We start from the raw sequence: 26141 nt of genomic DNA on the forward strand, positions 1-26141 counted from the left end.
GAGTGTTTGAAATGTCACGAAAAGAGTGGTTGAAAATATGATTGTGCAAAAATATGGAGGAATTGCGATGCAGGATACTTCGAATAGACAATTAGTCATCGAAAGAATCCAAAAAGCAATCACTGCCCATAAGAAAGTGTTAGTTGTTGTATCCGCCATGGGAAGAAGAGGTCAGCATTACTCTACCGATACATTGCTTGACCTTATACCAAGCTCGCCACACAGTGTAGAGACTGATTTACTTTCTGCTTGTGGAGAGCTCATTAGTGCATCTGTATTAGTAGCAGAATTGAAACAAAATGGTGTTCGTTCAACAATTTTGTATGGTAAAAATGCTGGGATTATTACTAACGAAGAATTTGGTAATGCTAATATAGATAATGTAGATACCTCACAAATTTTAAAAACATTTGAGGACTGTCCATGTATCGTAGTTCCTGGGTTTCAAGGGGTCACCGAAGGTAGTAACAATTTTACTACCCTTGGAAGAGGTGGAAGTGATTTAACTGCTGTCATATACGGCTATTATTTAAAAGCAGATGTTGTAGAATTTTACAAGAATGTGCCGGGAGTTATGTCAGCAGATCCTTCTACTAATAGCGAAGTGGAGTTAATATCCCATATGACGTATGATGAGCTCCAGCTTAAAATAAATGAACCTGTAGAAGTCATACAAAAAAGAGCAGCAAATTTTGCTGCCCTTCATGGTGTACCCCTTCATATTCGCTCTTTGTACGAAGAAACGAATGGTACTTTTGTTCATCTATAATTATTCTAGATTATCTTTTTTCTCTATAAAGTTTTGTGTATAGTAATTACTGTAGACTCCTACACCGGTATGAGTATATGACCTACCTAATAAAGTTTGTCGATGGTCTGGGGAATTCAACCAACCATTCACAGCTTCTCCAGCATCAAAGTAAAAAGCAGCAGTATTACCACCAGCGCGATTAAAATCAAGTGAGGTTTCTTTAAGCTTATCTTTAAACCTTGGTATCTCAAAGTTATCGTTTGTAACAATATTATTCTTTGCCATCTCTTCACTGTGCATATCAGCCAAGTTCTGGAGGTTAACGTCTGATTCTAAAACACGTAACCCATGTCGAAGCCTTAAAATATTTGTTATCTCCACAACTTGGATAGCAGTAGCTCTATCCGCCCTTACTTGAAGATTAGAAGATGGTGTTTTAGATTCAATGACTTCCCCACTATATAAAATATCATACGGTTTATGCAGGAGGAGAGTTTGTGAGTCACTAAATCTTACAGCCTCTAGTTGTTGATCCTTTTGATCAATATAGAGCATCGCGAACAAATCATCAAATTGAACCAGCAGTCTAGTTTTAATATCATTTTCGTTTAAGGAAAATATATATGTGTTGTCGCCAATATTCATCGTTACTTCGGATTGTACTAGTGTAAACCGGTAGATGTCTTCAAGAGACTGACCAATTTTGTAAGGGGAAGTATCAACATGATTTCCTATTGCAAATGCTTGTGTTACTTTGTCTTCTTTAACTCCTATTAACATATAGTCGGAGAAAGACTTATTATATACCCACCATTCATATCCATAAATGGAAGGGTCAATTCTAGCTGGATTTCCATAAAGGGTCCTCACTTCCTTTACTGACTTTCCTATTAAAGTGGAGATTCCCTCCTTCGGCCTTGTGAATATACTAACGGTTTCGACAACTTCTTCTCTTTCAACTGGAATTAGCTGGCCGTTATTATTAGAACCTGTTATTAGATCGTTCTCTCGAACTGGTGAATCAAAATATATGAATATTAATAATATAATAGCCATGCCAACTAAAATATGAAATAAAGTTTTCAACTTTTTTGGCTCCTTCGAAGTTCCTTCATTTTCATTAGTATATCAAGGATATGTACAAATACACAATGTTGTCATTGCAACATTTTTGAATTTGAATTAATATTAATAAGAACAGATTCTTAGTATAACTTCAATGTGAAGGAGGACAATTCGATGTATTTTGAAAATACAGGTATAGAAGACAAAGTCTTAGACTTAAATGTATTAGACGACATAATGAAAAAACATGGTTTAATTCGCGCTGGACAATGGGATTATGAACGTGTGACTTACGATAAGAAATTCGAAATTAAAGAGGGTATCTTCTACCTTCGTATATTCGGTTTTACAAAAGAAGGAGATGTTGGTGCACACGAAGCTAACATTACACTTTTAAAACCGGTTTTAGGAAAACACTATTATCCGCATGGTGTAGAATACGGTGAAGGTGAAGTATTCCCGAACCATTTAGTTAAATCTTGTGTAACTACTCTAACAGCTTTAAAAGCTGAATTAGATGAATTTGCTATCCAAGGTTAACTAATGAAACGTTAGAGAAAAATTTCTCTAACGTTTTTTTATCTGTTAAAACTGGTATTCCTTGTATATACTTAAAGGAACGATGTATAAAGGAGCAAAATAGAATGGTTTTCAAAGCGTTTAAAAAAGAATACATTAAGTATATAATCCTATTTATTTTTATTCTGTTAATTTCTATTTTTATCCTACCAGTGTCAGTTCCGATTATTTTAGCGTTACTTACTGCGATAATTATTGAACCAGTTGTAAAGTTTACTCAAAGGGTATTTAAATGGAAACGAAAACCTGCAGTTATTACCAACTTCATTTTTTTTCTAACCATCATTTCGGCCCTCTTATATTTCATTGTAACTAAGCTTATAAGCCAACTTCTATATACTTCAAAAGTAATCCCTTACCATCTTAATAGTTTGACTGGGATATGGATAAATATTCAGAATAACGTCTTTCAGTATACCGAAGGACTACCTCTTGAAGTAGTACAGTCCATACAAGATAAGTTTAATGCTACCTTAACAAGTATGAAGGATGCGCTTCTAGATCTTTTAAGCTACTCAAATATTTCGGCCATACTCACCAATATTCCTACCTTTCTCGTAAACTTCGTTGTATTTATAATTGCTCTATTTCTGTTTATGTTAGACTTAGAAAACCTAAGCCAAAAGTTCTTTTTCTTTTTGAAGGAAGGGACTGCTGAAAAGGTTCGAGTCATGACTTCTAGCGTTAAGAAAGTAACAATTGGCTTTATGAAGGCTCAAATTCTGGCTAGCTTCATCATTTTAGGGGTTTCTCTAATTGGTCTGTTATTTATAGTTCCATTTAAAATAGCCATCATAATGTCTCTAGTTATTTGGATAATAGATGTAATTCCTATTTTAGGATCGATTGCTGTATTAGCTCCGTGGGCAGGATATTTGTTCCTTGTGGGTGATACTGTATTCGCCACAAAGCTAACGGTTCTTGCTATAATTTTACTTATAATTAGAAGAGCTGTGGAGCCAAAGTTAATGGGTAGTCACATGGGTATATCACCTTTAGCGATTCTTATCGCCATGTTTATAGGTGCTAAATTGTTTGGCTTCCTTGGATTCCTAATCGGTCCACTGGTAGTCATATTATTTATAACCGCCAGAGAAGCGGGCATGATTCGATTAAATTTTAAAATATAATTTGATTACAAATATACAACATAAAAAGGTGAAATTGCATGTCGCAATTTCACCTTTTTAATGTTGCAGAGACTAATTTTACCCTAAGCCTCTTCATTCTACTTCTTATTGAATTTCCATAGCTTAGAAATGAGTCTACTATAGGGAACATAAGTTATTATCCACCGAGAATTGCTTTGAACACGGAGGTTGTGTCCCCGCCTTTATAGAATATATAAAGCAATGAATATACAGCCAATCCTGTGATTGCGACAAAGAACCATATAACACTAGTAATAGGTCCAAGCTTACGGTGTTTCTTTATATTGTTCTTATATCCTAAATAAATTGTAACTAATCCAAATACTGCCCCAGTAGTGGCTAAAATAATATGGAATATTAAAAATACCGTATAGTAAATTTTAATATCATCCGGCCCACCAAAGGCTGTATTTCCTATAAATAATGTTCGAGACACATAAATTATGAAAAACGTAAGCGCTGAGATTGCGGCTGCAAACATTGTTTTTTTATGAGCTTCTATTTTTCTCTGCTTAACTAAAATCCAACCAACCGCAACAAGCACAGCACTTAAAACAATAAAAAATGTGCTGATTGTAGGTAATACTGGAACACTCATTCTCATTCTCCTCGTATATAAAAATTATAGTTTAGCTTGTACCTTTAAGTCGTCTAATGCTTTTTGAGTTATTTGATCTGCATTATCCTGCTCATTTTTATACCATGCAAAGAATATGGAGAATAAGAATGCAGCGTATATAATCTCTTGAATAATTTTCATTACTATTCCACCAAGCTGTTGATCCTCTAGTGGATCTAAGTTAGAGAATAATTCAGGACCAGATAAGTTTAGACCAGCTAACGTATCTGTAGGTACACATAGCTCCATGTTCTTTAACCAAACGTCTGAATCTGTATACGTGTCATACATTGGGTTATTTGAGAAAATAATCAATGCACAGGCCGGGGTGATCAAGATAGCACTTGCAACGATAAAACCAATTTTCTTTAGTCCATGAAGTCTCTTTTCTGACTCCATAACATCAACTATAGACCACCACATAAACACTGCTGTTAAGAATAGCACTAAAGTATAAGTACCATGAAGAACCTCGTTCATCTTAATAGCATCAAACACCAAAGGAATATGATATAACGAGAATGTCATAGTAAACAATACTAGTGACAACAGCGGCTTAGTAAAGAAAGGAATAACCTTTCTTAGTACTGGTAACTCAATGACCACTTTCCATACCCACCATGGAATTCCTTTCATAAGTAAAGGTGGTACTAGTAATAACAGAAGTGCCATCTGAACCATATGGAATGTAAACATGATATGTGCCATCAAATCCATTGGAGAGCCTTTTACAATATATAAAAGAACTAAACCAGAAATAAAATATATTGCTTCTTTTCTTTTTAGTGGCTCGGAAACTTTAAAGTCATTTCTCCATTTGACAGTAATCAAGAAATATAAAATAGCTATACAAACTAATAATCCTAAAAGAATAGGACTCCATAAAGCTTGGAAGCCGAATATGCTAATAGACATACCTATACGCTCCTTTTTAAGTTGCTACCCCTATTATATAGGGCAGTTCAATTAACATCAAATGAACGAACTATGACAATTATTACTATTATAAAATTTGTGACAGACTGTCACACATTGATCTGGATAAAAAGGCGATTATAATGAATTCCAATTTCATGAATCCCTCTCTGCCGGTTAATCGCACGATCAGTTCTAATAATGATTCAGAGGCAGGCGTTGCCTCCATTGGTGCAGATAATATATCATAACGTGCACATGTGAAAGGTATCCCAGAAGTTGAGTTGAGTTCGGATTTATACATTAAAACAGGAATCATGAAATTATTTTATCTAAAAAAAAAAGAGCTAAGAAAAATCTTAGCTCTTTTTAGTATTACCACCAAACGATTGTTATGAAAGTAAGTAGGAATGTAAAACCAACCATTGCTGCAAAATAGATGAAATAAGCAGGAATGTTATGATTTTTTTCACTCATATGCATGAAGTAGTAAAGTTGTAACACTACTTGAACTGCCGCTAACAATAAAATGATTGGGATAATGTAGTATTTTGAGAAATCTGCTACTACTGCTGTAAATGAAATTAACGTCAAGAAAATCATGATAGAGAATGTCGTTACTTGTGTACGCATATTCTCTCTTCTTTTTCGCTTCAAATATTCAAATTCAGTTTGAGATCTAACGTAAACATGATTGTCATGTGAAGACATTAGTTCACCACTCCCATCAAGTATACTACTGTAAAGATGAATACCCACACAACGTCTATAAAGTGCCAGTATAAAGATGCAGTATAATATTTTGGTGCATTGTATAAGTTGAATCCACGTTTAGCATTACGTAGAAGTAATAAGATGATCCATCCTAATCCAATAACTACGTGAAGACCGTGAGTACCAACTAACGTAAAGAATGCAGTTGAGAAAGCACTTTGTCCATAATGGAATCCTAAATGTACATAGTGATTGAACTCATAAATTTCTAATCCTAGGAAAACTAGACCTAAAAATACAGTAATAGCCATCCAAGTTTGTGTACCGCGGAAATTATGGTTTTTCATATGGTACATAGCATAAACACTTGTTAAAGATGAAGTTAACAGAATCATTGTCATGATAAAAACTAGAGGTAATTCAAATAACGTATTTGTACTGAATTCCATACCCTCTGGCCCTTTATTTTTAAGGGCTAAATAAGTAGCAAACAAACTAGAAAATAGTACAGTTTCACCGGCTAAGAACAACCAGAAACCTAAGAATTTATTCTTACCTTCCATTGTTGCTTGTTCTGGATGATCTGGCCAAGTTTGTGGGGTGTACTTTTTATTCACGTCCATCTTATTTACCCCCTTTGTCATTCATTAAATCTTCTTTATGAATGTGATATCCATGGTCGTCTTTCAATGAACGAACAGCCATAGAAGCAACTGTAATTGCAAGTCCTAGTACTAATACTGGAACAGCCCAATCTTTTTCGCCATTGTAAAGTGCACCGAACGCTGCGATAAATAAACCTAATGTCATTACGAAAGGAATGAAAGAATTGTTAGGCATATGGATATCCGAAATTGGCTCTGCATATGTCATACCTTCTTTATTTCCTTCTTGTTTTTCAATCCAGAAAGTATCTAAACCACGAACAAGTGGAGTTTGCTTAAAGTTGTAGAATGGAATTGGTTGTGGAATAGCCCACTCCAATGTACGTCCATCTTCCCAAGGGTCATTTCCAACTTTTTCATTTTTAACAATTGTTATAACAATATTAACTACTAGGATAATTACACCGATTGCCATAAATACGGCACCACCGGAACTGATCGCGTTGAATAAGTCCCAACCTTGATCTGCTCCAAAAGTGAATACACGACGTGGCATACCCATTAATCCTAAGAAATGCTGAACAAAGAATGTTAGATGGAAACCAATAAAGAAGAACCAGAAAGTCCATTTACCTAATTTTTCACTTAACATTTGGTTGAACATTAAAGGCCAATATAAATGTAATGCAGCTAAGATAGCAAGTACTACCCCACCAACGATTACATAATGGAAATGGGCAACGATAAAGTAAGAATCATGTACTTGGTAGTCAAGTGGAGCCGCAGCTTGCATGACACCAGTTACACCACCTGCTACGAATGAAGGGATGAATCCTAATGCGTAAAGCATCGGAACTGTAACTTTAATACTTCCTCCCCAAATTGTAAGCAGCCAGTTAAATATTTTCATACCAGTTGGTACAGCAATTGCCATTGTTGCAACTGCAAAAATTGCGTTAGCTGTTGGCCCTAATCCAACTGTAAACATGTGATGGGCCCAAACCATGAATCCTAAGAATCCGATCAATACTGTCGCAAATACCATGGATGAATATCCAAATAGACGTTTACGAGCAAATAATGAGAAGATTTCTGAGAAAATACCGAAAGCAGGTAAAATCAGAATATATACCTCAGGATGTCCAAATATCCAGAATAAATGCTCCCAGATAATTGTATTTCCTCCCATTTCATGATTGAAGAATTGCCCTCCAAACATACGGTCAATGATTAGGAAGAAAAGACCGATTGTAAGTGGTGGGAATGCAAATAAAATTAAGGCACTTGCTACAAATGTAGTCCAAGTGAACAATGGCATACGCATATACGTCATACCAGGTGCACGCATATTAATAATCGTTACAAGGAAGTTAATCCCAGCAATATACGTACCAGCACCGGATATTTGAAGTCCGAGTGCATAGAAGTCAATACCATGACCAGGGGATGCTAAGGACAGCGATGCATAAGAAGTCCAACCAGCATCAGGAGCTCCTCCCATGAACCAAGAAAGGTTTAGGAAGATACCACCAAATAAGAATAACCAAAAACCAAGTGCGTTTAAGAATGGGAATGCTACGTCACGCGCACCAATTTGAAGTGGCACAACGGCATTCATATAACCAAATAATATCGGCATGGCTGCAAGGAAAATCATCGTCGTACCATGCATTGTTATAATTTCATTGAAAAGACCTGCACTTACAAAGTCATTATCCGGTTTAGCCAATTGAATACGGATAAGCATTGCCTCTATACCACCGATTACGAAAAACAAACCACCGGCAGCGAGATACAGGACAGCAATCTTTTTATGGTCTACTGTTGTTAAATAGTCCCATAAAGTTGCGCCAAAGCCTTTTTTCTTAGCTATAGAACTCACAACTTTTTACCTCCCTCATTTTTATCTATGGAATTATTTTTCAATAGATAGTCCCATTAAGTATTCTGCAAGAGCATCTAACTGCTCGTCTGTAAATGGTTCACCGCCATTTAATTGTTCTGGTTGTGGCATTATATTGCCTGGTTTGTACTCTTGAGGATCCTTGATCCAATTTTTCACGTTTTCTTTCGTGTGATCCATGAAGCCTGCAACACGGTTACGATCTCCAAAAGTAGCTAAGCTTGGACCCATTTGACCAGACATACCTTCACCGCCAGTTGCGTGACATCCGATACAGCTTGCGGATTGGAATAGTTCCTCCCCTTGTTTAGCAAGATCCCCTTCTGCAGTATGTACAGTGGTTTTCATTGCTTCTGCCCACTCATTGAAATCTTCACGATTCATTGATTTTACTTTAAAGTCCATTAATGCATGAGATGGTCCACATAACTCGGCACATTTACCGTAGAATACGCCATCTTCTAAGCCGGCAGATTCTTTATCGAAAACTAAGTAGAATTTATTTACGTTTTCAACGTTTGTATCTAATTTACCACCGATTGATGGAATCCAGAATGAGTGTTTAACATCAGCAGCCTTCAAATTGAAGAATACTTGCTCATCTGTAGGAACTACTAATTCTTGTGCAGTTACGATTCCTAAGTCCGGATACTCAAATTCCCACCAGTATAACTTTGCAGTTACATTTACTGTTAGGTTTGTTTTGTTTCCTTCTTCATCCACTTGATCCATAGCAGCAACATCTGCGTGCTTATAAGTGTAATAAACTGTTGGAATTGCAAGAATAACTAAAAGTATAATTGGAATAACTGTCCAAATAATTTCAAGTGTGTGACTTCCTTCAACCTGTTTAGGAATCACATCTTCTCCAACCTTTTTGCGACTATATCTCGTTAGAGCAATTACATAAATTATCACTACTACTATAATAACTAATGCCATAATAGCTGAAGCTAGTAGTAATAGATTAAATTGATCTCTTCCGACTTCTCCCGCAGGTGATAGCGTTGATAAATATTCTTCGCCACAACCCGACAGAAATATCGTAAGAGCTGCTAACAGTGAAAAAAGTCGCCATTTTTTAAGCCCTTTCATCATAGCTAAATCAAACCCCTCTTTCATTATTGTTTTCAAGTACATTTGGACTGTGGTTCTTTTATATGAATTCTTGTTGACTAAGAAAGAATCCCAAAAATTAAACAAACATAGAGAAGATAATCATTGATACAAATAGAATTGTCATATAGTTCAATGAATAAACGAACATTTTAGTCGCCCATTTAATATCGTCTTCTACTTTAAATCCTTTAACAGCTAAAACTAGCCATCCAATGTTTAACGCTGTTGCAAGTACAACAAAAGCTGTTCCTAGTTCCATCAAAAATAGTGGAAGTGGGAATAATAAAATTACCCACAGTAGCATAGAAACCTTTGTACGCTTGAAACCTTTGACTACAGGTAGCATTGGAATATTAGCTGCTCGGTATTCTTCCACACGTTTCATAGCCAAAGCGTAGAAATGAGGTGGTTGCCAAGCAAACATAATGAAGAACAAGCCTAATGCTCCTAAACTTAAACCTGGCTCTACAGCCGCCCAGCCGATTACCGGTGGGATTGCACCAGAGATACTACCCACAATAGTATTACTGACATGCTTTCTTTTCGACCACATAGAGTACAAAACGACATAACTGATTATACCAGCTAATCCCCATATACCCGCGGAAGTAGATGCCATAAATAAGAAGACCTCACCTACAACTAAAAACGTGAAAGAAGTAATGAGCACGGCTGTCGGGTTAAATCTACCTGTGACAGTTGGTCTACCCTTCTTACTCTTCATCACTGGGTCGATATCACGATCGATAAAATTGTTCATCGCAGCGGAACCTGCAATTATTAACGCGGAACCAAAAAGCGTGAAAAACAATAAATCTAGCTCGTGAAGAAAGTTTGTATTCGTAAACTGGAAAGCTAACCATAAACCTGTAAAAGTAGTAACTAAATTAGAATTGACAATTCCAATTTTAATCAATGAAAGGAAGTCTTTCAAAAAAGATGAAGTTACAGGATCTCTCTCCGTTTCAGTAGTAGCGGTTATAGTATGACCATTTGACATGCTGCACCCTCCTTTCAAAGTTGTAAGCATATTCCGCTATCTAATACTATAGCGAAAACTATAACATATTTCTACACCGAATAGAATTTTCGCATAATAGTACTAGTAATTTATGTTTCTAAACTGAACATATCAATAGTAAATCATTTGCCCCCCTTATGTGTGAATACTAATTAACGATTTTATGAACAATTTGTGAATAGAGTTTGTCTTATTTAAGTGTTTCGTTGTTTTACATTGTATTTTTGCTCAGGTTTCGATATTATCTAGTAGCAGATACCGCTTTTATTAAGCGAGCAATAGATACATAAAGTAGGTGACGTATTGCATATAAACAAATATTTAAAATGGCTAGCTGTAGCTTCAACAATTGGTATGCTCCTAATTCTTTTAGGTGGCGCACTTGTTACAAAGACTGACAGCGGCATGGGTTGTGGTAGACATTGGCCTGGCTGTAATGGACAGCTTATACCAGATGTAATTACCGCTGAAGTTTTAATTGAGTTTTCACATCGCCTAGTAACAGGGGCAGTTGGAATATTAATTGTAGCATTATCCGTATGGGCTTGGCGCGCATTGGGTCATGTTCGTGAGACTAAGTTCTTATCCTTTATGGCTTTCTTTTTCCTTGTGTTGCAAGCATTAATCGGAGCCGCTCAAGTTAAATGGGGACAGGGCGACTTTATCCTCGCACTTCATTTTGGGATTTCCCTAATTTCGTTTGCAGCAGTATTACTTTTGACACTTCTAATTTTCGAGGTAGATAGAAAATTTGATACTGATAAGATTAAAATCGGTAAGACACTGAGATTCCATACCATTGGCGTAGCCTTATATTCCTACATTGTTATATACACGGGGGCATTAGTTCGTCATACCGAGTCAAGTTTAATCTGTAATGACTGGCCACTATGTAACAATGATAGCTTTGCCTTACCAACCAATCTGTATGAATGGGTTCAAATGGGGCACAGAGCAGCTGCCGGTTTAATCTTTATTTGGATTTTAATCATTGCTATTCATGTCATCAAGAATTATAAGGATCAACGAGCAATCTACTGGGGCTGGATTATTTCCCTCATACTTGTGTCCTGCCAAGTAGTTACAGGTATGGTTGTAGTATTAACGAAATTAAATCTTTATATCGCCTTACTACATTCTTTATTTATTTCTCTTTTATTTGGTTTGTTATGTTATCTCATATTATTGTTATCGAGAAGTAAAACAAGTAACTAGAAATACAGAAGTAAAATAGACTTAGCAATAAGATTCTTCTTTTCTTTTAAAAAAACGTAAGCAGACTAGTATCCTTCTAGCATGCTTACGTTTTATTTTTTTCATAGGTCAACTCAATAAAGACATAATCTGGACTGAGAATCCAATGGCTTACCAGCTTGCTTAATACCCTATATAAGATTCGCTCGCATCGGATAATCAACTTTAACTCCTTAAAAAAAGAGACTGTAGGCAAACTCCATAATTCACAGTGTTTGCCTACAGTCTTAGATATCATAAATTTTACCTTTGATACCTTCGAGCTATTTTACTTATTATTTTTCCATTTCAATTAATAAATCACCGGTTGCAATTGCTTCTCCTGCTGCTACATGGATAGCTTTTACAATACCATCAAATGGTGCTTGGACGGTCGTCTCCATTTTCATTGCTTCTGTAATAATTAGATGCTGACCGCGTCTTACTTGGTCACCCGTAGCAACCTCTACTTTCAAAACAGTTCCTGGCATAGTAGCGCCAATGTGGCTTTCATTGGACGGTTCAGCTTTAAGCTTAGAAAAACTACTAACTTCCATGTTCATATCCTGGATTGTTATTTCCCGTGGCTGGCCGTTGAGCTCGAAATAGATAATTCTATTTCCTTCTTTGTCTGATTTACTAATCGAAACTAGTTTAATGATCAAGGTTTTACCAACTTCTATTTCTACCTCAATCTCCTCACCCAGTCTCATTCCATACAAGAAAGTAGGCGTATCAAGAACCGAAACGTCACCGAAGTTTTTCTCAGTTGCACAGTACTCATCAAACACTTTTGGATATAAAGTATAAGCTAGTATTTCCTGACTATTTACTGGACGCTCTAATTTGTTGAATAGAAGCTCTTTAACCGCATTAAAGTCTACTGGCTCTAATAGTTCACCTGGTCTCACTGTAATAGGTTCACGATCCTTTAAAACCACTTTTTGAAGCTCTTCAGGGAAACCACCATGTGGTTGTCCGATATATCCTTCAAAAAATTCGATAACAGAGTCTGGGAAGTCAATTTTCTTCCCTCTCGTTACGACGGATAGCTCATCTAGATTATTTTGAACCATAAATAAAGCCATGTCTCCAACAATTTTAGACGAAGGCGTAACCTTTACGATGTCTCCAAATAAAAGATTCACTCGTGAATACATCGATTTTACTTCTTCCCATCTATCTCCTAGTCCTACAGCCTTCGCTTGCTGCTGAAGATTGCTATACTGACCTCCAGGCATCTCATGGACATATATTTCAGAATGTGGGCTAATCATGCCACTTTCAAAGTCTTGATAATATTTACGAACATCTTCCCAGTAACTAGAAAGTTTTTCAAATGCTTCGACGTTACCAATAACATTGCGACCAGATCCCTGCATTGCATAGCTTAAGCTACTAGCACTAGGCTGTGATGTTAACCCAGCCATTGTTCCAAGAGCTGTATCTACAATATCTACCCCAGCATCAATTGCTTTGGCATAAGTATAAATACCATTTCCACTTGTATCATGTGTATGTAGATGGATTGGAATATCTACGCTTTCTTTTAATTCTGACACTAAACGATAGGCTGCTTCCGGTTTTAATAATCCTGCCATATCCTTTATCGCTAAAATATGAGCCCCTAAAGCCTCTAACTCTTTAGCCATGTCTTTATAGTATTGAACAGTATATTTGTCTCTAGAATCATTTAAAATGTCTCCAGTGTAACAAATAGCTGCCTCTGCAATCTTACCAGATTGACGCGTAGCATCAATCGCTACTTCCATTCCTTTTATCCAGTTAAGGCTATCAAATATTCGGAATACGTCTACTCCTGCTTCAGCAGATTTTGCTATAAATTCCCGGATCACATTATCAGGATAGTTTTTATAGCCTACTGCATTTGCTCCTCGGAATAGCATTTGAAATAAAGTGTTTGGTATCATTTCACGCATTTTGATCAAGCGGTCCCAAGGATTTTCCTTCAAGAAGCGATAAGCTACATCAAACGTTGCTCCTCCCCACATTTCGTAGGAGAAAAGATTATGCATACCATGTGCGGATTCTTTGGCAATATTAAACATATCGAAAGAGCGCACTCGAGTTGCAAGTAAAGACTGGTGGGCGTCTCGGAATGTCGTATCTGTCAATAGAACATCCTTCTGCTCCTTTACCCACTGAATCAGACCATCAACGCCTCGCTGCTCTAAAATATCTTTTGTTCCCGCTGGTGGATTAGAAGAGAAATCGAAACTTGGCTTTCTAACAGAACCGAACTCTGGTTTAATCTTTTTCTCTATACCTGGAAACCCATTAATCGTTACATTACCAATGTAATTTAATAGTTTAGTCCCTCTATCCTTTCTTTTAGGAAACAGGAACAATTCAGGTGTAGAATCTATGAAACTTGTATTAAATTTCCCTGACAGGAACGAAGGGTGTTTAACCACATTTTCTAGGAATGGTATGTTTGTTTTAATACCACGGATCCTGAATTCTTGTAAATTCCGATCCATTTTAGCTGCTGCTTCTTTAAATGACATTCCCCATGTGGAAACTTTTACTAGCAAAGAATCATAATAAGGAGAAATAATCGCACCTTGGAAGCCATTACCTGCATCTAGACGGACCCCAAATCCTCCACCTGAACGATAAACGGCTAATTTACCTGTATCTGGCATAAAGTTATTCAAAGGATCCTCAGTAGTTACACGCGATTGAATTGCAAAGCCAAATAACGGAATGTCAGCTTGGTTAGGTATACCCATTTCAGGAGCATTTAAAGGGATCCCATCTGCTATTTTTATTTGAGCATGAACAATATCTATTCCCGTAATCATTTCTGTAATCGTATGTTCTACCTGGATGCGTGGGTTTACTTCGATAAAATAATATTCATCATCCGTCACTAAAAATTCTACAGTTCCTGCATTTATATAACCTACATTATTCATCAATTTTACAGCTGCCTGACATATTTCATCTCTTAACTTAGGACTTAATGAATTGGAAGGAGCAATCTCTACAACCTTTTGATGTCTACGTTGGATAGAACAATCTCGCTCGTATAGATGGATTAGGTTTCCTTCTTTATCTCCTAAAATTTGCACCTCAATATGCTTTGGCTCATATACACACTTTTCTACGTAAACCTCATCAGAGCCAAAAGCCGCTTTTGCTTCTGATTTTGCTCTATCGTAAGCGCTCTCAAGATCTTCCTCAGTTTGTACTACTCGCATTCCACGACCACCACCACCAAGAGAAGCTTTAATCATTAGTGGGTAGCCATGCTTTTTACCAAAATCACGAATGGATTCCAAGTTTTCTAGTGGTCCATCACTTCCCGGTATAACAGGAATTCCAGCTTTTACAGCTTGTTCACGTGCCTTTACCTTATCTCCAAACATATCTAAATGCTTAGATGTTGGACCAATAAAAATAATGCCTTCTTCTTCACATCTTTTAGCGAACTCTACGTTTTCTGATAGAAAACCATAGCCTGGATGTATAGCATCGGCCTTACTTTCTTTTGCAATGCGAATAATATCTTCAATGTCTAGATAAGCATCAATAGGTTTTTTATCTTTACCCACCAAGTAAGACTCATCTGATTTAAAGCGGTGGAAGGAACCGCTATCTTCTTTTGAATAAATAGCTACGGTACGCAAATTTAACTCGGTACATGCACGAAATATACGAATAGCAATCTCGCCTCTATTTGCTACTACTATTTTTTTAATATTATTCATCCCATTGCACACTCCTTATGATTTAGTCTTTTCAAGTTTAACAAACATTGACACATTCATCAGTATACCAATGGCAGCAGATAAGATAATGATGGAGGTCCCCCCGTAACTTATAAAAGGAAGTGGTACACCAGTAAGCGGGATTATTCCAAGCATACCGCCAAGGTTGACAAATGTTTGAAACCCTATGATGCTTGCGATTCCAGCAGCTATCATTCTAGCCTGAGGATCTCTAGTTTTTATACTAATCATTATCGCCTTAAACACTAGGAAGAACAAACCGCATAACACAATCAGAACACCTACCAAGCCTAACTCCTCAGCAATAATGGCCATGATAAAATCTGTATGTGGCTCTGGTAAATATCCGTACTTTTGATTAGAATTTCCTAAACCCAAGCCTGTAAGACCACCTGACCCAATAGCAATATATCCATTTACTATTTGGTATCCAAAGCCCTGTTCATAATCAAAAGGATTGAAAAATGCTTCAAGTCTACCTAACCTGCGTTCTGTAAGAAGAGAGTCCTTTAAGAAATATATAAAAGTTAAGGCAATAACTATTAGTATACCGATTAATCCTATCAATTTGGAGTATGATTTGAATTTAATGCCACTTGCGGCAATAACTGAAATGGCTACAAAACTTATAATCATTGTATTACCCACATCAGTTTCAAGCATAATGAGAACAAACACAAAAGTTAAAACTAACAAAGGCGGACCTACAGACTCATTTAGCTTGTCTAGCGTGCCATTTTGATATTTTTTCGTAAAGATACTAGCAAAGTATAAGACTATTACAATTTTAGCAATTTCTGATGGCTGTACATTACCAAAACCTAAACTCAGCCAACTTTGGGATCCACTTTCTCCCCCTACTCCAATAAAATGAACGAGAATGAGTAGGATAAACATTACTCCAAGCATCAACTGCATCATAAATCGACTCTTATAATGCTTGTATGGAAACAACGCAGCTAAAAAAAACACAGGCAAAGATAATAACAAATTAAGCTTTTGCTTGTTGAAGAAATAATCTGGGGTCCATCCATATCTTTCAACGGACCAAACCATGCTCGCACTATATATCATTACTAGACCGAATAAACAAAGAGCGATGTAAACAAAGAAAACAGGATAGTCAAAGTTTTTAATAAAACGTTTTATATAAGTATTCATATGAAAGACCTCAATTTCTTTATAGAAAAAAACTCAAACAGTCTGCTTGTTTGAGTTTTAACATTATTTTTCTGTGTGGATCTCGTGTAAAACAGACAACTCTTTTTCAAGTGAAGCAATAATCTCTTTACCTTCACTTTTTTCTAAAAGTCCAAGTTTTACCGCGAAATCTATTTCACGAGATAATCCAAACATTTGCGTGTCTAAAACCTCTTCATAAAGAGGGCATTGAGGCATTGTTAAGTTATCCATTTGCACTTTTATCAATTGGGCAATTTTTTCTGCATCTTTTTTTAAGAGCACTAAAGCTTTATCTTGATAGGAAAGTTCTATATTAGTATCCATGAGGACGCCCCCATTATTATTATTTCTTGTTCTTTACCTCCCTAAAGTGTATCTTTTGATTGGAAAAATTGCAAGTGTTCTCTCGCTTAGGTTTAATCGAAAAGGAAATATTCTTTTTAAATTTCTCCTTTTATCTGTATACTAATATAGATTAGACAGTTAAGAGGAGGCAATTTGCATGGAATTTATAATACCTATTACAGGAGCAGTTAAATTTAATATAACGTTGGATCCCACTGTGTGGATTTTTGACGATCGTAGAATTGACCTAGATGAGTTTTTTGAAGGAAAATACGAGTATAAAGATTTAGACGAGGAATACACAAAGGTCACTTCAGCTCATTGGTCTCGTGAGATTATAGAGGGATCTACAAATCCCCCTACATTAAAATCAGAAAAGAAGTATGAAAAGACTAAAATGCTTTCTAACACTTATGGCATTGAGTTAAAACCATTTATCCAAAATGCTGAACCATTAAAAGAGGCAAAGCACCTAATAATTGAAACAAGCGAAGGAAATCATACTATCTCCTTAGATGAAATGGATGATATTCTAGTTAAATTTAGTCACAAGGGCAAGCCACTTCGTGAAGATGGTCCCGTCCATATTATAAAAAAAGATGGAACTAACCTGAATGATCCGATTAGATACGTAACTGCATTTCGATTAGAGTAGGAGTGTTGTATATGAAAGTGCAATGTGTGATATGCGATCGAATTGATGAAATTTCTTCTGATTTACCACTAGCAAAAAAGCTAAGAAATCGACCTATTCACACTTATATGTGCGAAGAATGTCATGATCGAATCGAGTATAAAACGAAGGAACGCCTAGCTACTGGTAAGTATATCTCCTACAAAAGTTCTCGATTAATTGAAAATGAGTTTTAATTAATCAAGACTAGGACCATACTTATCTTCCAAATCAAAAAGACCTAAAAATTTTAATTACAGCAAATTTTTAGGGCTTTTTTATTATCTACTTTTTACTTATAAGAGAATAAATAAAAAACGAAGCTAGAACTTAATTAGTTTCATTTTACGCAAAAAGAGAATTGCTACGAGGAATTCTCTTTTTGCTTTATATTTTTAAAATGTCTGACGAAATGTCATCCTCGAATGCTTACTTACAGAAATTTTATAGGTATTATCTGAACAGAAGTAATATTAGTTGTTCGGAGTGAAGGTGACGACTCCTAGGGGACAAGCGCGTGGGAGAGACTACAGGCTCATGCCACGTGCCCCCAGGAAAGTTTCCACCGTAACGGAGAACAACGGCTACCCTAGTCATAAAAAGAAAGCAGACCAAATTTTACTCATCGTAAAATTTGATCTGCTTTTAATTTTGAGGTGGGTTTTGTCCCAGCCTCGGCTTTTAGATTTAAAGTAGCCTAATTAAGTAGTCGAACCTCTTTTTTCTAGCTTTAATCGTATTTTATATATGATTAATATCAATGCAGCAACTAACAATGCTTCCACTACCGGAAGGAAAAATGCTAAGAAGGTCAACATTAAGCAACCTAACAATAGGAAAATATAGATAACTATATTTTGCTTAAATTTTAATTTCTTTGCAAATCCAAGCTTGTACACTAGCACTGACAATAAAAATATGACGATAAATAAAACATAGCCTGATACAGTAAAGTTTGGCATTGTTTCATATATAAACCTAGCGATAGAAGACATTCTACCCATTACTAGATCTTGTTCCTCCAAGGCTTGTCACCCTTTCAGTTCCTATTCCTGATCTGCACTTTTCTTTTTCTTTGTTACACGTTCACGTTCGCTCTTCTCAAGAATTTTTTTACGTAAGCGAATAGACTCTGGTGTTACTTCTAGATATTCGTCATCACCAAGGAATTCTAATGCTTCTTCTAGAGTTAAGATACGTGGGCGTTTAATAACATTTGTTTGGTCTTTGTTTGCTGAACGAATGTTTGTTTTTTGTTTCATCTTAGTTATATTTACTGTAATGTCAGCATCACGAGTATTTTCACCAACAATCATACCTTCATAAATTTCAGTACCTGGCTCTACGAATAGAGTTCCACGGTCTTCAATTTGCATCATACCATAAGTTGTTGCTTTTCCTGTTTCCATAGAAACAAGCACACCTTGGTGACGTCCACCAACGCGACCTGCCACTACTGGTTGGTAGCTGTCAAATGTATGGTTAATGATTCCGAAACCTTTAGTCAAGGACATGAATTCAGTTGAATATCCGATTAATCCACGGGCAGGAACCATGAAGATCAAACGAACTTGTCCATTTCCACTATTGACCATGTCTACCATTTCGCCTTTACGTGTACCCATGGACTCAATAATAGAACCTACACAGTCTTCTGGTACATCGATTTGTACGCGTTCAACCGGCTCACATTTTTTGCCATCAATTTCACGAATAATAACTTCTGGTTTAGATACTTGAATCTCATAACCTTCACGACGCATGTTCTCTATTAATATAGATAAGTGAAGCTCTCCACGACCAGAAACAACCCAAGCATCAGGTGAATCAGTATCTTCTACTCGTAAAGAAACATCTGTTTGTAATTGAGAACGAAGACGCTCTTCAATTTTACGAGATGTTACCCATTTACCTTCACGACCAGCAAACGGAGAATTGTTTGTTAAGAATGTCATTTGTAATGTTGGCTCATCGATACGTAATGGAGTTAAAGCGTCAGGATGGTCTGTAGGACAAACCGTTTCCCCTACGTTAATCTCTTCCATACCAGAAACTGCTATTAAATCTCCAGCTTTTGCAGATTCAATCTCTACACGTTTTAAACCGAAGAAACCAAACAATTTAGAAACACGGTAATTTTTAACTTTGCCATCTAATTTCATTAAAGAAACTTGTTGACCTACTTCAATTGTACCGCGGAATACGCGACCAATACCGATACGGCCTACATAGTCATTATAGTCAAGTAATGCAACCTGGAACTGTAACGGCTCATCCGAATTATCAATTGGCGCTGGAATAGATTCAATGATTTTTTCAAATAGACACTTCATATCTTCTTCTTGGTTAGCTGGGTCAGCGTCTAAAGAAGCAGTTCCATTAACACCTGAAGCATAAACAACTGGGAAGTCTAATTGATCGTCATCTGCACCTAACTCGATGAAAAGTTCTAATACTTCATCTACTACTTCTAGTGGACGAGCAGAATCTTTATCTACTTTGTTAACTACAACTATTGGTATTAACTTTTGCTCTAATGCTTTCTTCAATACAAAACGTGTTTGAGGCATACAACCTTCATATGCGTCTACTACAAGTAAAACACCATCTACCATTTTTAAGATACGCTCTACTTCTCCACCAAAATCGGCATGTCCAGGTGTATCCAAAATGTTAATGCGTTTGTCTTCGTAATTTACAGCTGTGTTTTTTGCTAATATAGTAATTCCACGCTCGCGTTCGATATCGTTTGAATCCATTGCTCTTTCGTCAACGTGTTCATTTGAACGGAACGTTCCTGATTGTTTTAATAATTGATCGACTAATGTCGTTTTTCCATGGTCAACGTGTGCTATAATAGCTATGTTTCTTAAATCTTGACGTAATTTTGTCATATTTCCACTCCATATTCTTTTTTCATGTCCATAACTGTGCTATTATAACACAAGTAGAACTAAAGTTATAATATTTTTAATTATTTTCTTGGGGGTAATTGTTTTGAGTAACATTAAATGGGTTTTTGTCTTGTTTTCTCTAGGCGCAATGTTGTCTATGGGATTAATAGGAGTCGCTATTGCTTTACGTAATATTCCGTTAGCATTATTGTTTTTAGCAATGTTATTTGTTGTAATGGGATTTGGTTTTAAAACAAAAAAGAAAATGCGTGAACAAGGGTTATTAGAATAGGAAAATCTAAATCAACCCGAGTTTTTTATAATTATATCTGGGTAGTTTATCTGTTTTTTTCTACTTCAGTAGAGGCTGGTCGCGACTAACGTCACTAACCAGCCTCTTTTTTAAATTCTTATTTCTAATCTACGGAAATTACTTTTATAGTTTTCGACAATATAATTTTATTAAATTCTATTATTTAATTTTAAATATATGAAACAAACTCATTTATTTTAAAATAATATATTTTGATAATAGTTGTTCATGAAGATTAGGCTTAGAGACTATAAATGAATTTTGTTTTAACAGATTTATAGGCTCGTTAGATAAGTTAGTAACAACTGCTCCCACTTCGTTTGCTACTACCATCCCTCCAGCTATATCCCAAGGTGAGAGTCTCATGGACAGATATGCATCTAATCTTCCCGTGGCTACATAGGCAATCTCAATTGCAGCAGACCCAAAGGATCTAGTTCCTCTAGACGTTTGCACGAGCTCTATCATTCCGTCGTGATGCACCATTCGATTTGGTACAACCCAACTAGCATTCACCCCTATAATTGATTTCTCTACTGTCGTACTCTCAAGCCGAGGGATCCTCACGTCGTTTAGATATGCCCCTTGTCCCAATGCAGCACTTAGTAAATCATCATCCATAACATTATAAATATATCCAAGTATTCCTTCGCCGTCCTTGTAAATACCTAACGATATAGCAAAGTTTCTCTTGAAGTGAATAAAGTTAGTAGTCCCATCAATTGGATCAAGCATCCAAACGTAGCCATCTAAATTATCTATCTTATCTCCAAACCCTTCCTCTCCAAATATACGATGGTTTGGAAAATCATTTTTAATATGTCTAATAAAAAACTTTTCTGTTTCTTTATCAATATTAGTAACTAAGTCATTCGCTTCCGACTTAGATTCAATAATTAACTCCTCTGAGAATGAGCTTCTTATTTGAATCGCAGCTTGTTTAATCAATGATTTTGCATACTTATCAAGCATATGTAAGTCCATGTTACCACCCCTTCTATGTTCCTGTTAACTGACCGTCATACATGCTTTGCATATACTTAGTCTTAGTATAAAGAAAAAAACACCGGCTGTCTTTCAAGATTAGCTGGTGTTTTTCATGGTGCTATTAGTGATGACAACTTAAGTAAACGCATTTAGTTCATCCAGTGACTGATGAAGCTCTGTTAATCGCATCTTTGCTTCACTAATTACTTCTTGGTCTCCATCCTGCATTGCATCGTATAAAGTAGCTAATTGATAATCCATTTCCAATTTCAATGTTTGAATTTTTTCCTTTTCCATATCATATTTACGAATTATATGCACAACCTGTTTCATAGTTAACACCTCTCCATAATCATTTTATCTTAATATTCAGAACTTTATACTTACATTATGCTACAAATCGATTTGTGTTAATAAATACTGCTTACAAGATTTTTACCCAAAAATCCGCTAAAATAAACATAGAAATTGAAAGGAGTTAATATATGAGTAAAACTTTTTGGCAAGAAAAAGATTTTGAAGTGTTTCAAATTGAAGGATTAGAAAATAGAATGACTGCTCTTATAGAGAATGTTCGACCTAAGTTTGAAGAACTTGGTAAACAATATAGCCTTTATTTTTCTGGTGTTCTTGGAGATGAGTTTTTTAGTCATGTAGCTAAGCACGCTCGTCGATCAGTTAACCCTCCAAAGGATAGTTGGGTAGCTTTTGCTCCTTACAAACGTGGTTACAAGGCTTTGCCTCATTTTCAAATTGGCTTATGGGGTACGCATTTATTTATCATAGTAGCAGTTATTTATGAAGCACCAGATAAAGTTGCAATTGCAGAGCGTTTGCTGCAACAGATGAGTCTATTTAAAAAGCTACCAGATGATTTTATCGTTTCTGGGGACCATATGAAGCCAGAGGCCTCTTCCTTAAGGAAAGTTAATCAAGAGGGTGTAGAAGAGCTTCTAACACGTCTGAGAGACGTTAAAAAGGGTGAATTTTTAGTTGGGCGTCATATACCTAAAGAAGAAGCTGTTAAATTAACAGAAAAAGAATTATTCGACTTAGTAGAAAATACTTTTGAAAAACTTCTCCCCATTTACAAAACTATGACCAATATAAAATAAGACAAGCTTTCCCTCCTTTTTAAGGAGGGATTACTTTATCCCTTTATAATTGCTTCGTTTGTTTGTTCTTTCATTTTTTTTATGATTGGGAAACTTGCATATCCACTTTCTTTTTCAAACTCCCGAAAGTATGTTTTTTCTTCCGCTATAGACGGAACTATTTCTTTAAAGCGACGATATTTATTCATCAGTTCTTCTCGCTTTATGCCTTTTTCATAAGCATTTTCAATTGCTTCAAAAAACTGTACTACGTCTACTATCTCTTTTGTAGACCAATCTAACGAAAAAGGGTATGTGTATTCCATTTTCAACTCTCCTATAATTTCCATTTTTTTCGTATATCTAGTGCCTCAGCTGCCATTCTGTCGATGAGCTCTTTCGTTGTAGGAATGTCATGAATCATGCCTATTACTTGCCCGGCCCATGCAAAGCCTTGGTCTTCGAAACCGTTATAAATAAATTGCTTGTTGGCTTCTCCACTAATATGATGCTTCAAATGCTCATATGTAGGATTTTCCTTTTCCATAGCCAAAATAGTTTCGGTCCAACTATTTCGTATTGCCCTTGCTGGGGACCCTAGCTCTTTTTTAATAACAACTGTATCTGTTTCCTCTTTTAATAATATGGCATTTTTATATGCTTTCGATGCATGGATACATTCCTTTGTTGCGATAAAACGAGTCCCCATTTCTATCCCTTCCGCTCCAAGAGCATGAGCAGCCATCCAGCCTCGCCCATCTCCAATGCCTCCAGATGCAATGACAGGTAAGGAAACAGCATCCACAACTTGAGGGATAAGTACCATAGTTCCGATATCATCTCTCCCTAAGTGACCGCCACCCTCTTGCCCTACAACCATCACAGCGTCGGCCCCTAGCTGTTCTGCTTTTAGAGCCTGTCGCTTAGATGCGACTAAAACCAGCTTTTTAATATCCGTCTTATCCAGGGCATCTAAAATTGGTGCAGGATTGCCTCCAGTCATTGAAACTACTGGAACGTTTTCTTCGATAGCGACTTGAAGCATATGTTCATAAGGTCTACCTGTTTGCCCAATAGCAAAGTTTACGCCAAAAGGTTTATTTGTATGTTCTCTCACTTTAGCAATCTCTTGGCGAAGCTCCTCCGGTGTTGAGAGACTCATAGCAGTTATCTGTCCTAAGCCACCCGCTTCTGACACCGCAATGCATAGATCCGAATACGCAAGATATGCTAGTCCACCTTGTACTATAGGATATTTTGTTCCTAATAGATCTGTAACCCTTGTTTGAAATGACAAACTAATCCCTCCCTTTATAGTAGTGTAAAGAAAATTTAATTAGGATTCAATCGATCTATTAAAGGATAGAATTTTAAATGAGCCGTTTTAAATCTTTAAAGTAGGTTATGTATGTATTAGAAGACTCTAACAAGACATATCCGGTAGAAAAAACATACAATCTTGTATAAGGTTATCGTTTATGGCTTAAATGCTTGTTAACTGTTCTTCATTATAAAATGCTTTTAAAAATAAACGACTTTTAAAATGCTTGTAGAAGCAAACCTCTCGATTTCTTTTCTATTTGTCCAGCAAAATTAATGCATCTTAATAATTTTGAATTATTTTTATAGTAATAAATTTCCTTAAATGCTATAATTCTTTTGTTTTTAAAATTGCATCAACGTCTCTATTAATAATTACTAGAATCGTTACATGCACAAAAATTTAATTAGAGGTGGTATAAGCGTTGTCACAATTAGAAACTCCTATCTTCGATGCTTTATTGAAGCATCGAAATCGTCATCCAATTCAGTTCCACATTCCTGGTCATAAGAAAGGGAAAGGGATGGACCCTGCATTTCGAGAGTTTGTTGGAGATAATGTACTTTCAATTGATTTAATCAATATAGCTCCATTAGATGACCTACATTCTCCAAAAGGAGCCATCAAAAAAGCTCAACATCTAGCTGCAGAAGCTTTTGGAGCAGATGAAACCTTTTTCTCTGTTCAAGGTACGAGTGGAGCTATTATGACAATGATTCTTACTATTTGTGGACCTGGGGATAAGATCCTTGTTCCACGAAATGTTCATAAATCTATTATGTCTGCCATTGTATTTGCAGGTGCTATACCCGTATTTATACATCCCGAGGTAGATAAAGAACTTGGTGTTTCCCATGGTATTTCTGTGGAATCCGTAGAAAAAGCAATAGAAGCACATCCAGATGCAAAGGGTTTACTTGTTATCAACCCAACTTATTTTGGTCTAGCGGCCGATTTAAAGAGAATTGTAGATATTTCTCATGCGCACGGTATCCCTGTAGTAGTGGATGAAGCCCATGGTGTACATATCCACTTTCATAATGACCTTCCTATTTCGGCAATGTCTGCCGGTGCTGATATGGCCGCAACATCTGTACACAAACTTGGAGGATCTATGACTCAAAGCTCCGTCCTGAATGTAAGAGAAGGACTAGTTTCAGCAAAAAGGGTACAATCTATCCTTTCCATGCTTACAACGACTTCTACATCCTATCCTCTTTTAGCTTCTCTAGATACAGCTAGAAGACAGTTAGCTATACATGGAGAGGATTTAATAGGCGAAGCAATTGAAATTGCTGAGGAAACTCGGAAACGTATAAATGAAATTGAACATATCCATTGTGTCGGAAGAGAAATATTACAAACCTCTGCTACTTACGATATGGATCCAACCAAGCTACTAATTAGCGTTAAAAATTTAGGAATCACTGGATTTGAAGCAGAAATTTGGCTTAGAGAAAAAGCAAATATCGAAGTAGAGCTTTCTGATTTATATAATATTCTTTGCCTTATTACGTTGGGAGATACAAAAAAAGAGGTAGATATGCTAGTTAATGCATTATCAAGAATGGTCGTTGCTTATGAATCTGCTGCAACAATAGTAGAATCAGCTGTAACCTTACCAGACATCCCTGGTTTAGCTATGTCACCTCGAGATGCATTTTACGCAGAAACTGAATCTATTCCATTATTAGAAGCTAGCGGCCGTATTTCTGCTGAATTCGTGATGGTCTACCCTCCTGGTATTCCTATTTTTATTCCCGGGGAAATAATCACCCAAGGGAATATTGACTATATTCTGATGAATTTAGAGGCTGGCCTTCCAGTACAAGGACCAGAAGATGATACATTAGAAATGATTCACGTTATTAAAGAGCATCAAGCTATCATTTAGTATATTAA

The 26141-nt window shown here is 36.2% G+C and carries 26 protein-coding genes; 9 read left to right on the plus strand and 17 right to left on the minus strand.

The features are described from left to right. Positions 1-37 precede the first annotated feature (37 nt). Complete coding sequence (locus MKX96_RS13965; RefSeq protein ID WP_340884332.1) at positions 38-769, plus strand: amino acid kinase family protein; 732 nt, start codon at positions 38-40, stop codon at positions 767-769. Here MKX96_RS13965 and MKX96_RS13970 read toward each other — a convergent pair whose 3' ends face one another. After that, on the minus strand, positions 770-1837 hold the full coding sequence (locus MKX96_RS13970; RefSeq protein WP_340884335.1) for a CAP domain-containing protein: 1068 nt from the start codon (positions 1835-1837) through the stop codon (positions 770-772). Positions 1838-1990: 153 nt separating this feature from the next. On the opposite strand from MKX96_RS13970, the gene MKX96_RS13975 reads away from it, so the two are divergent. Beyond that, positions 1991-2356, plus strand: a complete 366-nt coding sequence (locus MKX96_RS13975; RefSeq protein WP_169358954.1) for a YugN family protein — start codon at positions 1991-1993, stop codon at positions 2354-2356. 104 nt (positions 2357-2460) lie between these two features. After that, positions 2461-3525 carry a sporulation integral membrane protein YtvI gene (ytvI, locus tag MKX96_RS13980; protein WP_340884341.1) on the plus strand — a complete coding sequence of 355 codons (1065 nt, stop codon included), beginning with the start codon at positions 2461-2463 and terminating at the stop codon, positions 3523-3525. Between the two features lie 157 nt (positions 3526-3682). Here ytvI and MKX96_RS13985 read toward each other — a convergent pair whose 3' ends face one another. The 7 genes from MKX96_RS13985 to cyoE all read right to left on the minus strand — a co-directional run bounded on the left by MKX96_RS13985 (position 3683) and on the right by cyoE (position 10421). Further along, entirely contained in the window at positions 3683-4144 is a 462-nt protein-coding gene (locus tag MKX96_RS13985; protein ID WP_340884344.1) for a DUF420 domain-containing protein, read from the minus strand. A 24-nt stretch (positions 4145-4168) separates the two neighbouring features. Next, positions 4169-5080 (minus strand): cytochrome c oxidase assembly factor CtaG, encoded by a 912-nt coding sequence (ctaG, locus tag MKX96_RS13990; protein WP_340884346.1) that lies wholly within the window; start codon positions 5078-5080, stop codon positions 4169-4171. A 375-nt stretch (positions 5081-5455) separates the two neighbouring features. Then, positions 5456-5791 (minus strand): cytochrome c oxidase subunit IVB, encoded by a 336-nt coding sequence (gene ctaF, locus MKX96_RS13995; RefSeq protein ID WP_169358950.1) that lies wholly within the window; start codon positions 5789-5791, stop codon positions 5456-5458. After that, on the minus strand, positions 5791-6417 hold the full coding sequence (locus MKX96_RS14000; protein ID WP_340884349.1) for a cytochrome c oxidase subunit 3: 627 nt from the start codon (positions 6415-6417) through the stop codon (positions 5791-5793). Before MKX96_RS14000 ends, ctaF begins: the two co-directional genes overlap by 1 nt. 1 nt (position 6418) lies before the next feature. Continuing rightward, positions 6419-8281 (minus strand): cytochrome c oxidase subunit I, encoded by a 1863-nt coding sequence (locus MKX96_RS14005; protein WP_340884352.1) that lies wholly within the window; start codon positions 8279-8281, stop codon positions 6419-6421. A 33-nt stretch (positions 8282-8314) separates the two neighbouring features. Further along, entirely contained in the window at positions 8315-9400 is a 1086-nt protein-coding gene (gene coxB, locus MKX96_RS14010) for a cytochrome c oxidase subunit II (protein WP_340884354.1), read from the minus strand. A gap of 97 nt (positions 9401-9497) precedes the next feature. Further along, on the minus strand, positions 9498-10421 hold the full coding sequence (gene cyoE, locus MKX96_RS14015; RefSeq protein WP_340884357.1) for a heme o synthase: 924 nt from the start codon (positions 10419-10421) through the stop codon (positions 9498-9500). A 324-nt stretch (positions 10422-10745) separates the two neighbouring features. Here cyoE and MKX96_RS14020 point away from each other — a divergent pair, with 324 nt between their 5' ends. Continuing rightward, on the plus strand, positions 10746-11657 hold the full coding sequence (locus MKX96_RS14020) for a COX15/CtaA family protein (RefSeq protein WP_340884360.1): 912 nt from the start codon (positions 10746-10748) through the stop codon (positions 11655-11657). A 314-nt stretch (positions 11658-11971) separates the two neighbouring features. Here the strand turns inward: MKX96_RS14020 and pyc are convergent, their stop codons facing one another. The 3 genes from pyc to MKX96_RS14035 form a co-directional block, all read right to left on the minus strand. Then, positions 11972-15409, minus strand: coding sequence for a pyruvate carboxylase (gene pyc / locus MKX96_RS14025; protein ID WP_340884362.1), 3438 nt, complete (start codon positions 15407-15409; stop codon positions 11972-11974). Positions 15410-15424: 15 nt separating this feature from the next. Beyond that, positions 15425-16591 carry an FtsW/RodA/SpoVE family cell cycle protein gene (locus MKX96_RS14030; RefSeq protein ID WP_340884364.1) on the minus strand — a complete coding sequence of 389 codons (1167 nt, stop codon included), beginning with the start codon at positions 16589-16591 and terminating at the stop codon, positions 15425-15427. Between the two features lie 63 nt (positions 16592-16654). After that, positions 16655-16936, minus strand: coding sequence for a YlaN family protein (locus tag MKX96_RS14035; protein ID WP_169358943.1), 282 nt, complete (start codon positions 16934-16936; stop codon positions 16655-16657). 178 nt (positions 16937-17114) lie between these two features. Between MKX96_RS14035 and MKX96_RS14040 the strand changes: the two genes are divergently transcribed. Continuing rightward, positions 17115-17612 carry a peptidyl-prolyl cis-trans isomerase gene (locus MKX96_RS14040; protein WP_169358942.1) on the plus strand — a complete coding sequence of 166 codons (498 nt, stop codon included), beginning with the start codon at positions 17115-17117 and terminating at the stop codon, positions 17610-17612. Positions 17613-17623: 11 nt separating this feature from the next. Beyond that, positions 17624-17827, plus strand: coding sequence for a YlaI family protein (locus MKX96_RS14045; RefSeq protein WP_169358941.1), 204 nt, complete (start codon positions 17624-17626; stop codon positions 17825-17827). Positions 17828-18331: 504 nt separating this feature from the next. On the opposite strand, the gene MKX96_RS14050 is transcribed toward MKX96_RS14045, so the two are convergent. Next, positions 18332-18655: a YlaH-like family protein gene (locus MKX96_RS14050; RefSeq protein WP_445678196.1), complete on the minus strand. Its 324-nt coding sequence runs from the start codon at positions 18653-18655 to the stop codon at positions 18332-18334. A 21-nt stretch (positions 18656-18676) separates the two neighbouring features. Beyond that, on the minus strand, positions 18677-20524 hold the full coding sequence (typA, locus tag MKX96_RS14055; protein ID WP_340884368.1) for a translational GTPase TypA: 1848 nt from the start codon (positions 20522-20524) through the stop codon (positions 18677-18679). A gap of 103 nt (positions 20525-20627) precedes the next feature. Between typA and MKX96_RS14060 the strand changes: the two genes are divergently transcribed. Next, complete coding sequence (locus MKX96_RS14060; RefSeq protein ID WP_169358938.1) at positions 20628-20816, plus strand: YlaF family protein; 189 nt, start codon at positions 20628-20630, stop codon at positions 20814-20816. A 213-nt stretch (positions 20817-21029) separates the two neighbouring features. On the opposite strand, the gene MKX96_RS14065 is transcribed toward MKX96_RS14060, so the two are convergent. Together MKX96_RS14065 and MKX96_RS14070 are read right to left on the minus strand one after the other, a co-directional pair. After that, a complete protein-coding gene (locus MKX96_RS14065; protein WP_340884370.1) occupies positions 21030-21821 on the minus strand; it encodes an inositol monophosphatase family protein in 792 nt (263 codons plus the stop codon). Between the two features lie 138 nt (positions 21822-21959). Next, positions 21960-22157, minus strand: coding sequence for a hypothetical protein (locus tag MKX96_RS14070; protein ID WP_169358936.1), 198 nt, complete (start codon positions 22155-22157; stop codon positions 21960-21962). A 152-nt stretch (positions 22158-22309) separates the two neighbouring features. Between MKX96_RS14070 and MKX96_RS14075 the strand changes: the two genes are divergently transcribed. Beyond that, positions 22310-22939 carry a YktB family protein gene (locus MKX96_RS14075; protein WP_340884373.1) on the plus strand — a complete coding sequence of 210 codons (630 nt, stop codon included), beginning with the start codon at positions 22310-22312 and terminating at the stop codon, positions 22937-22939. Between the two features lie 35 nt (positions 22940-22974). Here the strand turns inward: MKX96_RS14075 and MKX96_RS14080 are convergent, their stop codons facing one another. Together MKX96_RS14080 and MKX96_RS14085 are read right to left on the minus strand one after the other, a co-directional pair. Then, entirely contained in the window at positions 22975-23244 is a 270-nt protein-coding gene (locus tag MKX96_RS14080) for a UPF0223 family protein (RefSeq protein ID WP_169358934.1), read from the minus strand. Between the two features lie 11 nt (positions 23245-23255). Then, positions 23256-24215, minus strand: a complete 960-nt coding sequence (locus MKX96_RS14085) for an NAD(P)H-dependent flavin oxidoreductase (RefSeq protein WP_340884376.1) — start codon at positions 24213-24215, stop codon at positions 23256-23258. Between the two features lie 448 nt (positions 24216-24663). Between MKX96_RS14085 and MKX96_RS14090 the strand changes: the two genes are divergently transcribed. Continuing rightward, a complete protein-coding gene (locus tag MKX96_RS14090) occupies positions 24664-26133 on the plus strand; it encodes an aminotransferase class I/II-fold pyridoxal phosphate-dependent enzyme (protein WP_340884379.1) in 1470 nt (489 codons plus the stop codon). The last annotated feature ends 8 nt before the right edge of the window (positions 26134-26141 follow it).

This window comes from Psychrobacillus sp. FSL W7-1493 (assembly GCF_038004905.1).
GTDB lineage: Bacteria > Bacillota > Bacilli > Bacillales_A > Planococcaceae > Psychrobacillus.